The organism is Actinomadura sp. NPDC000929 (genome assembly GCF_040492065.1).
GTDB lineage: Bacteria > Actinomycetota > Actinomycetes > Streptosporangiales > Streptosporangiaceae > Spirillospora > Spirillospora verrucosospora.
In genome coordinates, this window is sequence record NZ_JBEUPA010000023.1 from 43,947 (window position 1) to 56,738 (window position 12,792).

At 74.6% G+C, this 12,792-nt stretch carries 13 protein-coding genes; 11 read left to right on the forward strand and 2 right to left on the reverse strand.

Annotated elements, in window-relative coordinates:
• The first annotated feature begins 41 nt into the window (after window positions 1-41).
• Genes mbhE through mnhG form a run of 6 tightly spaced genes read left to right on the forward strand, consistent with a single transcriptional unit; the run spans window position 42 to window position 5,895 of the window.
• Complete coding sequence (gene mbhE / locus ABWI04_RS11670; RefSeq protein WP_353832369.1) at window positions 42-2,837, forward strand: hydrogen gas-evolving membrane-bound hydrogenase subunit E; 2,796 nt, start codon at window positions 42-44, stop codon at window positions 2,835-2,837.
• Complete coding sequence (locus tag ABWI04_RS11675) at window positions 2,834-3,250, forward strand: Na(+)/H(+) antiporter subunit C (RefSeq protein ID WP_345174538.1); 417 nt, start codon at window positions 2,834-2,836, stop codon at window positions 3,248-3,250. The genes mbhE and ABWI04_RS11675 overlap by 4 nt, the downstream gene beginning before the upstream one ends.
• A complete protein-coding gene (locus ABWI04_RS11680; protein WP_345174540.1) occupies window positions 3,247-4,770 on the forward strand; it encodes a Na+/H+ antiporter subunit D in 1,524 nt (507 codons plus the stop codon). The genes ABWI04_RS11675 and ABWI04_RS11680 overlap by 4 nt, the downstream gene beginning before the upstream one ends.
• Entirely contained in the window at window positions 4,767-5,306 is a 540-nt protein-coding gene (locus ABWI04_RS11685) for a Na+/H+ antiporter subunit E (RefSeq protein ID WP_345174542.1), read from the forward strand. Before ABWI04_RS11680 ends, ABWI04_RS11685 begins: the two co-directional genes overlap by 4 nt.
• Window positions 5,303-5,569 carry an MrpF/PhaF family protein gene (locus ABWI04_RS11690; protein WP_345174543.1) on the forward strand — a complete coding sequence of 89 codons (267 nt, stop codon included), beginning with the start codon at window positions 5,303-5,305 and terminating at the stop codon, window positions 5,567-5,569. The genes ABWI04_RS11685 and ABWI04_RS11690 overlap by 4 nt, the downstream gene beginning before the upstream one ends.
• A complete protein-coding gene (gene mnhG, locus ABWI04_RS11695) occupies window positions 5,566-5,895 on the forward strand; it encodes a monovalent cation/H(+) antiporter subunit G (protein WP_345174544.1) in 330 nt (109 codons plus the stop codon). Before ABWI04_RS11690 ends, mnhG begins: the two co-directional genes overlap by 4 nt.
• Before the next feature lie 6 nt (window positions 5,896-5,901).
• On the opposite strand, the gene ABWI04_RS11700 is transcribed toward mnhG, so the two are convergent.
• Window positions 5,902-6,735, reverse strand: coding sequence for a siderophore-interacting protein (locus ABWI04_RS11700; RefSeq protein ID WP_345174546.1), 834 nt, complete (start codon window positions 6,733-6,735; stop codon window positions 5,902-5,904).
• Between the two features lie 7 nt (window positions 6,736-6,742).
• Entirely contained in the window at window positions 6,743-7,771 is a 1,029-nt protein-coding gene (locus ABWI04_RS11705; RefSeq protein WP_345174548.1) for an ABC transporter substrate-binding protein, read from the reverse strand.
• 132 nt (window positions 7,772-7,903) lie between these two features.
• Here ABWI04_RS11705 and ABWI04_RS11710 point away from each other — a divergent pair, with 132 nt between their 5' ends.
• From ABWI04_RS11710 to ABWI04_RS11730, 5 genes are all read left to right on the forward strand, one after another.
• Complete coding sequence (locus ABWI04_RS11710) at window positions 7,904-8,953, forward strand: FecCD family ABC transporter permease (protein WP_353832370.1); 1,050 nt, start codon at window positions 7,904-7,906, stop codon at window positions 8,951-8,953.
• Entirely contained in the window at window positions 8,950-9,996 is a 1,047-nt protein-coding gene (locus tag ABWI04_RS11715) for a FecCD family ABC transporter permease (RefSeq protein ID WP_353832371.1), read from the forward strand. The genes ABWI04_RS11710 and ABWI04_RS11715 overlap by 4 nt, the downstream gene beginning before the upstream one ends.
• Window positions 9,996-10,805 carry an ABC transporter ATP-binding protein gene (locus ABWI04_RS11720; RefSeq protein WP_345174554.1) on the forward strand — a complete coding sequence of 270 codons (810 nt, stop codon included), beginning with the start codon at window positions 9,996-9,998 and terminating at the stop codon, window positions 10,803-10,805. The genes ABWI04_RS11715 and ABWI04_RS11720 overlap by 1 nt, the downstream gene beginning before the upstream one ends.
• Window positions 10,806-10,884: 79 nt before the next feature.
• Window positions 10,885-12,354, forward strand: coding sequence for an MFS transporter (locus ABWI04_RS11725; RefSeq protein WP_345174556.1), 1,470 nt, complete (start codon window positions 10,885-10,887; stop codon window positions 12,352-12,354).
• The gene (locus ABWI04_RS11730; RefSeq protein ID WP_345174558.1) at window positions 12,351-12,791 is read left to right on the forward strand and encodes a MarR family winged helix-turn-helix transcriptional regulator; all 441 of its coding nucleotides are present in this window, start codon (window positions 12,351-12,353) and stop codon (window positions 12,789-12,791) included. The genes ABWI04_RS11725 and ABWI04_RS11730 overlap by 4 nt, the downstream gene beginning before the upstream one ends.
• The last annotated feature ends 1 nt before the right edge of the window (window position 12,792 follow it).

Here is a 12,792-nt window from a genome sequence, read left to right on the forward strand (position 1 = left end):
AGTGGGAGGCGACGTGCCATGCGGAGGGGGGCTGCGGCGGCATGCTCGCGCTGGTTCTCGCTTATGCCGTCGTCGCGGTCGCCGTGCCCTGGGCGCTCGGGCGTCGCCGGCGTGTGATGGCGTGCGCCGCGGCGGTGCTGCCGGCGGTGACGGCCGGGTGGGCCGCGGCGCGGGTCGGGAGGGGCGCGCTCACGGCGAGGCTGGACTGGGCGCCGGAGCTCGGGCTGGTGTTCGACTTCCGCCTGGACGCGCTGTCCATCGTGATGCTGCTGCTGATCGGCGGGGTGGGGGCCGTCGTCCTGTGCTACGCGGGCTGGTACTTCGACCGTCCCGAGAGGCTGATGATCGGGACGCTGGTCGCCTTCGCCGGGGCGATGACGGGCCTGGTGCTGGCCGACAACCTGCTCGTCCTGTACGTGTTCTGGGAGCTCACCACGGTCAGTTCGTTCGTGCTCATCGGCGCGACCCGGCCGGAGCGGGCGGAGGACCGCCGGGCGGCCGCGCAGGCGCTGCTGACGACCACCGCGTTCGGGCTGGTCATGCTCGCCGGGTTCGTGCTGCTCGGACAGACCGCCGGGACGTACCGGATCTCGGCGATGGCCGCCGATCCGCCGAGCGGTTCCCTGGCGACGGCCGGGCTGGTGCTGGTGCTGCTCGGGGCGTTCGCCAAGTCGGCGCAGGTGCCGTTGCACGCGTGGCTGCCCGCCGCGATGGTGGCGCCCACTCCGGTCAGCGCCTACCTGCACGCCGCGGCCATGGTGAAGGCCGGCGTCTACCTGGTGGCGCGGCTGACGCCCGCGTTCGCCGGCGCCGGGGTGTGGCGTCCGCTGGTGGTCGGGGTCGGGCTGCTGAGCCTGCTGACGGGCGGGGTCCTCGCGCTGCGGCAGCATGATCTGAAGCGCCTGCTCGCCTACGGGACGGTGAGCCAGCTCGGTCTGCTGATGGTCCTGCTGGGGGACGGGACGCGGACGGCCGCGCTGGCGGGCACGGCACTGCTGCTGGCCCACGGCCTGTTCAAGGCGCCGCTGTTCCTCACGGTCGGGACGGTCGAGCACGAGACGGGGACGCGGCGCGCCGATCGGCTCTCGGGGGCCTGGCGGCGGCTGCCGGTGCTGGCGGTCGCGGCGACGGCGGCCACGGCGTCGATGATCGGGCTGCCGCCCTTCCTCGGCTTCGTGGCCAAGGAGGCCGCTCTGGAGGCTTTCGCTCATGGCGGCGTGGACATCGCCGTCCTCATCGGGGTCGTGGCGGGATCTGCGCTGACCGTGGCCTACGGCTTGCGGTTCCTGTTCGGTGCGTTCGGCGGGCGGGCCGAGGTCACACCTGGAGGGCACTGGGGTCTGGTCGGGCCCGTCGTGGTCCTCGCTGGGGCCGGGTTCGCCCTGGGCGTTGCTCCTGGCGCGATGCAGAAGCTCGCCGGACCCTACGCGGACACGCTGCCCGGGGACGGCGAGTACGAGCTCGCCCTGTGGCACGGGCCCGGATCGGCGCTGTGGCTCTCCGTTGCCGCGCTTGTGGCGGGTGCCGCGGTGTTCGTCTTCTTCGGACGGACGTTCCCCGTCAGGCGGCCGCGGTGGCGGTTCCTGGACGCGCAGCGCGGCTACGACGGGACGGTGGAGGGGATCCTCGCCGGGGCGCACGGGGTCACCGCGCGCGTGCAGATCGGTTCGCTGCCCTTCTACCTCGGGGTGATCGGGGCGATGGCGCTGGTGGTGCCCGGCTCGGCGCTGGTGGCGGCTCTGGTCCGGGGGACGGGGCCGGACGTTCCGTGGGACCGGCTGCGGGCGTGGGACGACCCGGCGCAGGTCGTCCTCGCCGTGGTCGTGATCGGCTGCGCGCTCGCGGCGCTGCGGGCCCGCCGGAGGCTGACGGCCGCGCTGCTGCTCGCCGGGACGGGCTACGGGGTCGGCGGGCTGTTCGTGGTGCAGGGCGGTCCCGATCTCGCGCTGACGCTCTTCGTCGTGGAGACCCTCTCGCTGATCATGCTGGTGCTGGTGCTGCGGCGGCTGCCCGTCCGGTATCCGCCGAGGCGCCGCACGGGGTCGGCCAGGGCGGTCGCCGGGGCGGTCAGCGTGTGCCTGGGCGGATTCGTCGCGCTGTTCCTGGTGGTGGCGGCGCTGAGCCGGGACACCCGCCCGGTCGGGCCCGGATACGCCCGGCTCGCGAGCGAGACGGGGGCCAAGAACGTCGTGAACGCGATCCTCGTCGAGATGCGGGCGCTCGACACGCTCGGCGAGATCGCGGTGCTGGGCGTCGCGGCGATGGGCGTCGTCGGGCTGGTGACCAGCGGGCGGCGGCTGCCGAGCCCGTCCGGCGGCGAGCGCGGCCCGGGGGAGGCGGGGAGCCGCTGGCTGGCGACGCCGGGGCGGCCGCCGCTGGGCGGATCCTCGGTGGTGCTGGAGGCGGCGGCGCGGCTCCTCGGCCCGACGATCCTGGTGTTCTCCCTCTACCTGCTCGTCGCGGGGCACGGCTCCCCGGGAGGCGGGTTCGTGGGCGGGCTCGTGGCGGGCATGGCGTTCGTGCTGCGCTACCTTCCGGGCGGCCGGCGGGAGCTGGCGACCGCGCTGCCGGTGCGGCCGAGCGTCCTGATCGGCGGCGGCCTCGGGCTCGCGGTCGCCACGGGCGCGGCCGGCTGGACGGCGGGCGGGTTCCCGCACGGCGAGTTCCTCCAGGGCGAGGTCTGGCACGCGTCACCGCCCGTCCTCGGCGAGGTCGAGGTGCCGACCAGCCTGTTCTTCGACATCGGCGTGTACCTGGTGGTCCTCGGGCTGGTGCTGACGATCCTCACCACGCTCGGGGCGAGCCTGGAGGACGAGCCGGACGGGGAGGAGGCGTGACCGGGCCCGCGCTCGTCCTCGTGCTGACCGTCGCCGTGCTGTTCGCGGCCGGGTTCGACCTGCTGATGCAGCGGTCCCTGATCCGCGTCGTGGTCGGGTTCATGCTGCTCGGGCACGGGGCCAACCTCGTCCTGCTGCTGGCGGGCGGGGCCGCGGGCGCGCCGCCGCTGCTCGGCGGGAAGCGGGAGGGGGCGATGGCCGACCCGCTGCCGCAGGCCATGGCGCTCACCGCCATCGTGATCACGTTCGGCGTCACGGCGTTCCTGCTGGCGCTGGCCTACCGGAGCCGGCGGCTGCTCGGCGAGGACGAGGTGCAGGACGACGTCGAGGACCGCCGGATCTGCGCCGAGCGCCGCCGCGCGTCGTGGGACGCCCCGCCGGAGCGGCACGACCCGCTGGAGGAGGACGAGTGAACGTCCTGCTCCCCCTGCCGTTCGCGCTGCCGCTGCTGGGCGCGGCGCTCGCGATGATCAGCCGTCGCCGCCGGTCCTGGCTGCGGGTGCTCGCGCCGCTCGTCGGGGCGGGGGCCGTGGCGGCCTCCGTGGCGGTGCTGGTCGCCGTGGCGCGGGACGGCGTCGTCGCCGTCCAGGTCGGGGGATGGGCCGCCCCGCTCGGGATCACGCTCGTCGCCGACCGGCTGTCGGCGCTGCTGCTCGTGGTGGCCGGCACCGTGCTGCTGGCGATCATGCTGCACGCGGTGGCGGAGGGCGCGGGCGCGCTGGAGCGCCGGAGCGAGCCGGGGGTGTTCCATCCCGCGTACCTGGCGCTGACCGGCGGCGTCGGCCTGGTGTTCCTCGCCGGTGACCTGTTCAACCTGTTCGTCGCGTTCGAGGTGATGCTCGCGTCGAGCTACGTGCTGATGACCCTCCAGCCCACGGCCGAGCGCCTCCGGGCGGGCATGACCTATACGGTCGTCAGCCTCACGTCCTCGATCATGTTCCTCACCGCGCTCGGCCTGACCTACGCGGCGGCCGGGACGGTGAACCTCGCCGACCTGTCCGAGCGCGTCCCGGCGCTCCCGGCGGGCACCCGCACGGCGCTCGGGCTGCTGTTCCTCGTGGTGTTCGGCATCAAGGGCGCGATCGTGCCGATGCACCTGTGGCTGCCCGACGCCTACCCGGCCGCCCTCACCAAGGTCACCGCCGTGTTCGCCGCGCTGCTGACCAAGGCCGCGGTGTACGCGCTCATCCGCGTCGAGACGCTGGTGTTCCCCCGCGAGCACGGGTCGTGGGTGATGCTCGTCCTCGCCGCCGGGACGATGGTCGTGGGCACCCTCGGCGCGCTGGCGAACGAGGACATCCACCGGGTGTTCTCGTTCACCCTCGTCGGCCACATCGGCTACATGCTCTTCGGCCTGGCGCTGTTCAGCGTCGCCGGGCTCACCGGGGCGATCCTCTACCTCGTCCACCACATCGTCGTGCAGGCGACGCTGTTCCTCGTCAGCGACCTCATCCAGGCCCGCACGGGGGAGACGTCGCTGCACCGGCTCGGCGGCCTCGCCCGGCTGTCGGCCCTCATCGCGGTGCTGTTCTTCATCCCCGCGATGAGCGTGAGCGGGGTGCCGCCGACGTCCGGTTTCGTCGCGAAGCTCGCGCTGTTCCAGGCGGGGCTCGGGTCGGGGCGTCCGCTGGCGTACGCCGTCACGGGCGTCGCGGTGCTCGCGAGCCTGCTCACGCTCATGGCGATGGCGCGGATCTGGGTGCTCGGGTTCTGGCGCCCCCGCCCGGAGGAGGCGGGCGAGCCGCCGGCCGCCGAGCCCTACACGCGGGGCGGGGTGCGGGTCATGCAGGCCGTGACCGCCGTGATGGTCGCCGGGGGCCTGCTCATCGCCCTGTTCGCCGGGCCGCTGTCGGCGTGGAGCGCGCGGGCCGCGGCCGACCTGGTGGATCCGTCGGCCTACCGGCGGGCCGTGCTGGACGGGAGGACGCCGTGAGGAGCACGCTCCGCAGGATCGGGGCCCGACTGGGCATGGCGGCGTGGCTGCTCGCGGTCTGGGTGCTGCTGTGGGGGCGGGTCGACGCCCTCGTCGTCGCGGGCGGCGTCGTCGCCGTGGTCATCGCCTACGCGGTGAGCCGGCTGCCCGCCGTCCCGCTCGTCAACAGGATCCGGCCGCTGCGCCTCGCCGAGGCCGCCGCGGAACTCGCGTGGGACCTGTTCGCGTCGAGCGTGGTCATCGGCTGGCACGCGCTGCGCGCACCGCGCCGGGTCAGGGGCGCCGTCATCGAGGTGAGCGCCCGGACGCGTTCGGAGCTCGTCCTGCTCGTGGTCACGACGAGCATCTCGCTGCGTCCCGGCACCCTGCTCGTCGACCTCGACTGGGACCGGTCGATCCTGCGCATCCACGGCATGCCGGTCCGGGACCGCCGGGAGGCCGACGCCGCGCGCGAGGACGTGCTGCGCACGGAGCGCAGGCTGATGCGGGCCCTCGTGACCCCCGAGGACACAGCGAAGAGAGAGGAACAGGGATGACCGTCGTCTACACCGTCACCATGACCCTGCTGGGCGCGGCGATCCTGATGACCGCCGCGCGGCTCGTCCGCGGCCCGACCTCCTTCGACCGGATCATGGCCGTGGACGTCCTGGCGGTCCTGCTGGTCAGCGGCATCGCGGTGCACTCGGCCGTCCGGGGCGAGCCCGCGCTGTCGACGATCCTGGTGGCCGTCGTGCTGCTCGGGTTCGTCGGGTCGGTCACCGCCGCCCGCCTCGCGGCGCGGCGGGAGGAGGGCCGGTGACCGCCGGCGACGTCGTCACCGCCGTCCTGCTTCCCGCGGGCGCCGCGTTCTGCGCGGTGGGCGCGCTCGGCGTGCTGCGGTTCCCCGACCTGCTCACCCGGCTGCACGCCGCGACCAAGCCGCAGACGATCGGGCTCGTGCTCGTCCTCGCGGGCGCCGCGCCCCAGGCGGGCTCCGTCGCGGCCGCCGCCCCGCTGCTGCTGGTCGCGGTCTTCCAGCTGATCACCGCGCCCGTCGCGGCCCAGACGATCGGCGCCGCCGCCTACCGCGCCGGCGTCCTCGACCGGTCCGTCCTCACCATCGACGAGACGGGCCGCGAGCCCTGACCGCGCTCACTCCTCGGTGGCGGGGCTGCCGCCGGCGACGACCTCGGCGAGCAGGTCCTCCTCGGTGGCGCCGCGCCGCCAGTAGCCGGTGAAGGTGACGGCGCGGCGGTCCAGGCCGCGCTCGTTCACCAGGTGCCGCCGCAGCGCCTTGACCACGGCGGACTCGCCCGCGATCCACGCGTAGGCGCCGTCCGGGACCGCCGCCGCGCGCACGGCGTCGAGCAGGCCGCCGGGGGAGACCCAGGAGATCCGCGCCTCGGAGGCGGTCGGCAGGTCCTGCCGGTCGCCGGGATCCGGGACGTCGATCCAGACCTGCGCGGGCGTCCCGGCGGGCAGCCAGGCGAGGTTGCCGGCGATGGCGGGCAGCGCGGTCAGGTCGCCCGCCATGACGACGGGGGCGCCGGGCGGCGGCCGGAAGTCGTAGCCGCCGTTGTCGGGGCCGGTCGGGCCGAGGACGGTGACGCGGTCGCCGGGGCCCGCCGCCGCGGCCCAGCGGGCGGCCGGGCCGGACGCGCCGTCCATGTGCAGCGCGAAGTCGACGTCCAGCTCGCCGGGGCGCTTGTCGCGGACGGTGTAGGACCGCATGATGCCGCGCACGGCCGGGTCGAGCGCCCGCCAGTCGGCGAACCACGTGTCGCCGCCGCTGTCGCGCGGCATCACGGGGGCGTCCTGGTGGGGGTGCGGAAGGAAGATCTTGAACCGCTGGTCGCGCCCGCCGGTGACGAAGCCGTCCACGGACGCGCCGCCGAAGGTGATGCGGGCCATGGACGGGCCGAGCCGCTCGGACCGCAGCACGTGCAGGTCGAAGAAGGCGTACGGGTGCGCCGGGGTCTTCGGCATCGCGGCCTCAGCCCGTCTTCTTCGCCGACCGGAGGGACGCGGCGAGCGCTTCGAGGATCGGCGCGCAGCCCTCGTAGGAGAAGCGGGGCTCGGGCTGCCACGCGATGACCTGGTTCGCCTTCACGGCGGGCAGGTCCTTCCACGACGGCTTCGACCCGAGGTCCTTGGGCTGGAGCGCCTGCGTGCGGGAGTCGAGCATGATGACGTCCGCCGTGTACTTGTCGGCGTTCTCCCAGCTCAGCTCCTCGAAGTAGCCGTCCTTGCCCGGCTTCTCCGGGACGATCAGGTCGACGCCGAGCTCCTTGAAGTAGATGAGGTCGGTGTTCTTCCCCGGGCTGGAGGCGTAGAAGAGGTCGGGGCTCGCGGACGCCGCCAGCACCTTCAGCCCCGGCTTCGCCTTGGCCGCCGCGCGCAACGCCTCGGCGGCCTTGTCGAACCTGGCCTTGGCGGCGGTCACCTTCGCCGACTTCGGGTCGGCGCCGAGCGCGGCGGCGAGGGCGGCGGTGCGCTCGATCGGCTTCGGCAGCGCGACGGCGCCGGTGGAGATGGCGACCGAGTCCGCCAGCGCGAAGATCTTGTCCTTGCTCTCGGCCGGGACGTAGAACAGGTCGCCCGGCACGAACATGTTGTCGACGAGGAGCTCGGGGCGCAGCGCCGCGTACTTCTCGATGTTGAACTCGCCGTAGGCGTTGCCGATGATCTCCAGGCGGTCGACGGGCAGGTTCCCGGCCTGGGGGTCGGGCCTGCCGTCCTTGAGCTTCGTCGGGCCGAACACGCCGACGATCTGGCGGTCCACGCCGAAGTCGTAGAGGGCGGCGGCGGTGCCGACGTAGCCGACGACGCGCTGCGGGCGCGCCTTGAGCCGCACGCGGGTGCCGCGGTCGTCGGTGAACGTCCAGGCGCCGCCGCCCGGCGAGGCCGTGCCGCTCGCGTCGTCACCGCCTCCGCACGCGCTGACGAGCGCCCCGAGGGCGAGGGCGCCGCCCGCGCCGAGCAGGCCGCGGCGGGTGAGGTGCTGTGCCCCGATGTTCGACATCTCCGACGTTCTCCCAAATCAAGTTGCATGGCCGGATGGTCGGCCGATGGGAGCTTAGGTTAACCTAACCTAAGATCTTGTCCAGAGTGGGGACCGTCACGTGGTCCCCGGCCGTCCCCCGGAGCCCCCCACGTGTTGACGACGAAGTCGCCGCCGGTCACACCGCCCGCGGAGCCGGCGGCAGCCCGGCGACCGCAGGGCGCGCGATGGGCCGCCGGACTCGTCGGCGCGCTGCTGCTCCTCCTCGCCGCCGTCGTGCTGAGCCTCGGCGTCGGGGCGAAGCCGCTGCCGCCCGGACAGGTGTGGGACGGGCTGTTCCACGCTGATTCGGCGGCGTACACGCTCGTCCACGAGATGCGCCTGCCGCGCACCCTGCTCGGGCTCCTCGCGGGGACGGCGCTCGGTCTCGCCGGCGCGGTGATGCAGTCGCTCACCCGCAACCCGCTCGCCGAGCCCGGCCTTCTCGGCATCAACGCGGGCGCCGCCGCCGCGGTCGTGTCGGCCATCTCCTTCCTCGGCGTCACCTCGTTCACCGGGTTCGTGTGGTTCGCGTTCGCCGGAGCGGGCGCCGTCGCGGTGCTGCTCTACGCGGTCGGGGGCGGGCGCGCCGCCACCCCGGCCCGGCTCGCCCTCGCGGGCTCCGCGCTGAACGCCGCCCTCTTCTCCTACGTGAGCGCGGTGCAGCTGCTCGACACCGCGTCCCTCGACCGGATGCGCTTCTGGACGGTCGGGTCGCTCGCCTCCGCGCAGGGCTACACCGTCGTCCGCGTCGCGCCGTTCGTCCTGGTCGGGCTGGTCGCCGCGCTGCTGCTGGCGCGCCCGCTGAACGCGATGGCGATGGGCGAGGACGCCGCCCGCGCGCTCGGCGCCGACCCGGGACGCGTCCGGATCACCGCGATCGTCACCGTCACCCTGCTGTGCGGCGCGGCGACGGCGGCGTGCGGGCCGATCATCTTCGTGGGGCTGATGGTGCCGCACCTCGTCAGCGCCCTGACCGGGCCCGACCTGCGCCGGCTGATCCCGTTCTGCGCGGTCCTGTCGCCCGCCCTGATGCTCGCGGCGGACGTCTTCGGGCGCGTCGTGGTGCGCCCGTCCGAACTCCAGGTCGGCGTGGTGATGGTCGTGGCCGGGGGGCCGGTCTTCCTCTACTTCGTCCGCCGGGCCGGGAGGTCGCGCTCATGAGCAGGGGGCCGCGTTTCGCCGTCGTCCGGACGCCCGCGGTGTCGTTCCGGTTCCGGCCGCGCGCTCTCGCCGTCGCGGCGCTCTGCCTCGCCGTCGCGCTCGGGACGGGCGTGCTCCTCATCGGCAGCGGCGACTTCCCGATCAGCCCCGCCGACGTCGTGCGGACGCTGGCGGGCCGGGGATCGCCCGCCGACTCGGTCATCGTGAACGAGATCCGGCTGCCGCGCGTGGCGGCCGGGCTCGCGGTCGGCGCCGCGCTCGGGCTGGCGGGCGCGATCTTCCAGTCGCTGGTCCGCAACCCCCTCGGCAGCCCCGACATCCTCGGCTTCAGCCAGGGCGCCGCGACCGGCGTCCTCGCCGTGATCGTGCTGACCGGCGCCGGCAGCGTCGCGGTCGCGGCCGGCGCGGCCGGCGGGGGCCTGCTCACCGGCCTGGTCGTGTACCTGGTGGCCGGACGGCACGGCGCGCACGGGCAGCGGCTCATCCTCGTCGGCATCGGCGTCGCCGCGATCCTCACCGGCGTCAACGGCTACCTGATCACCCAGGCGGAGATCACCGACGCGGCCCGCGCCGTGCTGTGGCTGACCGGCAGCCTGGACGGCCGCGACTGGGCGGACGCCGCGCCGGTCATCGCGGCGCTCGCCGTGCTCGGGCCGCTCGTCCTCGCCGGCTGCGGGCGGGCGCTGCGGATGCTGGAGATGGGCGACGACGCGGCGCACGGGCTCGGCGTGCCCATCGAGCGGGTCCGGGTGCTGCTGCTGGCCGCGGCCGTGCTGCTGACGGCGCTCGCCGCGGCGGCGGCCGGGCCGGTGTCGTTCGTCGCGCTGACCGCACCGCAGCTCGCCCGCCGCCTCACCCGGACGGCGGGCCCCAACCTGCTGCCGGCGGCGTGCATGGGCGCGGCGCTGATGGCGGCCGCCGACTGGGCGGCGCAGCGCGGCTTCCCCGGCCACCAGCTCCCGGTCGGCGTGGTGACCGGGCTGCTCGGCGGCGGGTACCTGGTCTGGCTCCTCGTGACCGAACGCAAGACGGGACGGATGTGATGAAGGACGCGACCGCGCGGCTCGCCGGCGCCGGGCTCACCCTGGCCTACGACAAGCGCACCATCGCCGAGGACCTCGACGTGGCGGTCCCGGAGGGCTCGTTCACGGTGATCGTGGGGCCGAACGCGTGCGGCAAGTCGACGCTGCTGCGCGCGCTGGCGCGGATCCTCAGGCCCTCCGCCGGGACGGTCGTGCTGGACGGCCGCCCCATCGCCGACTGGCCCGCCAAGAAGCTCGCGCGCACGCTCGGGCTGCTGCCGCAGTCGTCCATCGCGCCGGAGGGGATCACGGTCGCCGACCTGGTCTCGCGCGGCCGGTACCCGCACCAGAGCCTGCTGCGGCAGTGGTCCAGGGAGGACGAGCGGGTCGTCGCCGAGTCGATGGCCGCGACCGGCGTCGGGGACCTCGCCGACCGGCATGTGGACGAGCTGTCGGGCGGACAGCGGCAGCGGGTCTGGATCGCCATGGTGCTCGCCCAGCAGACGCCGCTGCTGCTGCTGGACGAGCCGACGACCTACCTGGACATCGCGCACCAGATCGAGGTGCTCGACCTGTGCGCGCGGCTGCACGAGGAGGGCCGGACGGTCGTCGCCGTCCTGCATGATCTCAATCACGCCGCCCGCTACGCCACGCACATGATCGCGATGCGGGACGGCCGGATCGCGGCGGAGGGCGACCCGTCCGCCGTCGTCACCGCCGACCTGGTGGAGCAGGTCTTCCGGCTGCCGTGCCGGGTGATCGACTGCCCGGAGACCGGGACCCCGCTGGTCGTCCCGGCGGCCCGCGCCCGCATCGCCGCCCCGCGCTAGCGCCCGCCGCCCGGCGGGGGCACGCCCGGAATCGTTGTAGCCTTCTAATGGTTGTAGGGCTATAACGATTGGAGGCGGCGTGCCCGAACTCAGTCCCCGGCGCCGGCTGGCGGTACTGGCCATCTGCTGCCTGAGCCTGCTCATCGTCAGCCTGGACAACACGATCCTGAACGTCGCGCTCCCGTCCCTGCAGCGCGACTTCCACAGCTCGCTGTCGGGCCTCCAGTGGACGATCGACGCGTACCTGATCGTCCTGGCGTCCCTGCTGCTGCTCTCCGGCTCGACCGCCGACAGGATCGGGCGGCGCCGCGTGTTCCAGACGGGGCTCGCGCTCTTCTCCGTCGGGTCGGTGCTGTGCAGCCTCGCGCCGTCGCTCGGCTGGCTCGTCGCCGCCCGGGTGGTGCAGGCGGTCGGCGGGTCGATGCTCAACCCCGTCGCGATGTCGATCATCACGAACGTGTTCACCGGGCCGCGCGAGCGGGCCCGCGCCATCGGCGTCTGGGGCGCCGTCGTCGGGCTCAGCATGGCGATGGGACCGCTGGTCGGGGGAGTGCTGGTCGACTCGGTCGGCTGGCGGTCGATCTTCTGGTTGAACGTGCCGATCGGGCTCGCCGCGCTGGTGCTGACCGCGCTGTTCGTCCCCGAGTCGCGCGCCCCGCGCCCCCGCCGCCCCGATCCGCTCGGCCAGGCGTTCATGATCCTGCTGCTCGGGACGCTGACCTACGCGATCATCGAGGCGCCCGGCCGCGGCCTGGCCGACCCCGCCGTCTCCGGCGCCGCGATCGTCGCCGCGGCGTCCCTCGCCGGGTTCGTCGTCCACGCGCTGCGCACCCCCGAGCCGCTGATCGACCTGCGCTTCTTCCGCAGCGTCCCGTTCTCGGGCGCGACGGTCATCGCGGTCAGCGGGTTCGCCGCGCTCGGCGGATTTCTCTTCCTCAACACCCTCTACCTGCAGAACGTGCGCGGGCTGTCGGCGCTGCACGCGGGGCTGTTCCTGCTGCCCATGGCGGCGATGACCGCCGCGTCCGCCCCGCTGTCGGGACGGCTCGTCGGAGGCCGCGGCCCGCGGCTCCCGCTCCAGATCGCGGGGGCGGCGATGCTCGCCAGCGGCCTGCTGTTCGCCGCGTTCGACGCCGAGACCAGCGACGTCACGCTCTTCGCCGCGTACGTGCTGTTCGGTCTCGGGTTCGGCATGCTGAACTCGCCCATCACGAACACCGCCGTGTCGGGCATGCCGCGCGCCCAGGCGGGCGTCGCCGCGGCGGTCGCCTCCACCAGCCGGCAGATCGGGCAGGCGCTCGGCGTCGCGGTGATCGGAGCCGTGCTCGCCGCCGGGACGTCCGCGGCGCACCCCGCCGCGGACGCCTTCGTGTCGGCCGCCCGACCGGCATACTGGATCCTCGCCGGATGCGCCGGCGCCGTCCTGGTGCTCGGCACGGCCACCACGGGCCGGCGGGCCGCCCGCAGCGCGGCGCGCACGGCCGGCCTGTTCGGCGGCGACGAGACGGCGCCGGACGCACGCGATGTGACGGGAGCGAGTGCGCGATGACCGAGCCCGCAGTCCAGCACGCCGACGCCGCCGCGCGGGCGTGGCACAACCTGCGGGTCCTGCTGCACGAGCGCGGCGACCGGCGGCGGGAGGTCACCGACGCGCTCGGCATGAGCTTCTTCCGGGTCAAGGCGCTGCGGTACGTCGCCGCGGCGAGTGCGCCGCTGACGCTGCGCGACCTCGCCGAGAGGCTCCTCACCGACCGCCCCTACGTCACCCTCGTGGTGGACGACCTGGTCGGGCGGGGCCTGGTCGAGCGGACCGAGAACCCCGCCGACCGCCGATCCAAGATCGTGACCGCGACGGCGGCGGGGCGGGCCGCGGCGGCCGAGGCCGAGCGGATCCTGGACACCCCGCCGCCGTCGCTCTACGACCTCCCGGCCGAGGACCTCGCGGTCCTCGACCGGGTCGCGGCGCGCCTGGTCTCCGAAGGCTGAC

Coding starts and splice junctions, on each gene's coding strand:
- mbhE (WP_353832369.1), top strand. CDS start 42: ATGCTCGCGCTGGTTCTCGCTTATGCCGTCGTCGCGGTCGCCGTGCCC.
- ABWI04_RS11690 (WP_345174543.1), top strand. CDS start 5,303: ATGACCGTCGTCTACACCGTCACCATGACCCTGCTGGGCGCGGCGATC.
- ABWI04_RS11700 (WP_345174546.1), bottom strand. CDS start 6,735: ATGCCGAAGACCCCGGCGCACCCGTACGCCTTCTTCGACCTGCACGTG.
- ABWI04_RS11705 (WP_345174548.1), bottom strand. CDS start 7,771: ATGTCGAACATCGGGGCACAGCACCTCACCCGCCGCGGCCTGCTCGGC.
- ABWI04_RS11715 (WP_353832371.1), top strand. CDS start 8,950: ATGAGCAGGGGGCCGCGTTTCGCCGTCGTCCGGACGCCCGCGGTGTCG.
- ABWI04_RS11720 (WP_345174554.1), top strand. CDS start 9,996: ATGAAGGACGCGACCGCGCGGCTCGCCGGCGCCGGGCTCACCCTGGCC.
- ABWI04_RS11730 (WP_345174558.1), top strand. CDS start 12,351: ATGACCGAGCCCGCAGTCCAGCACGCCGACGCCGCCGCGCGGGCGTGG.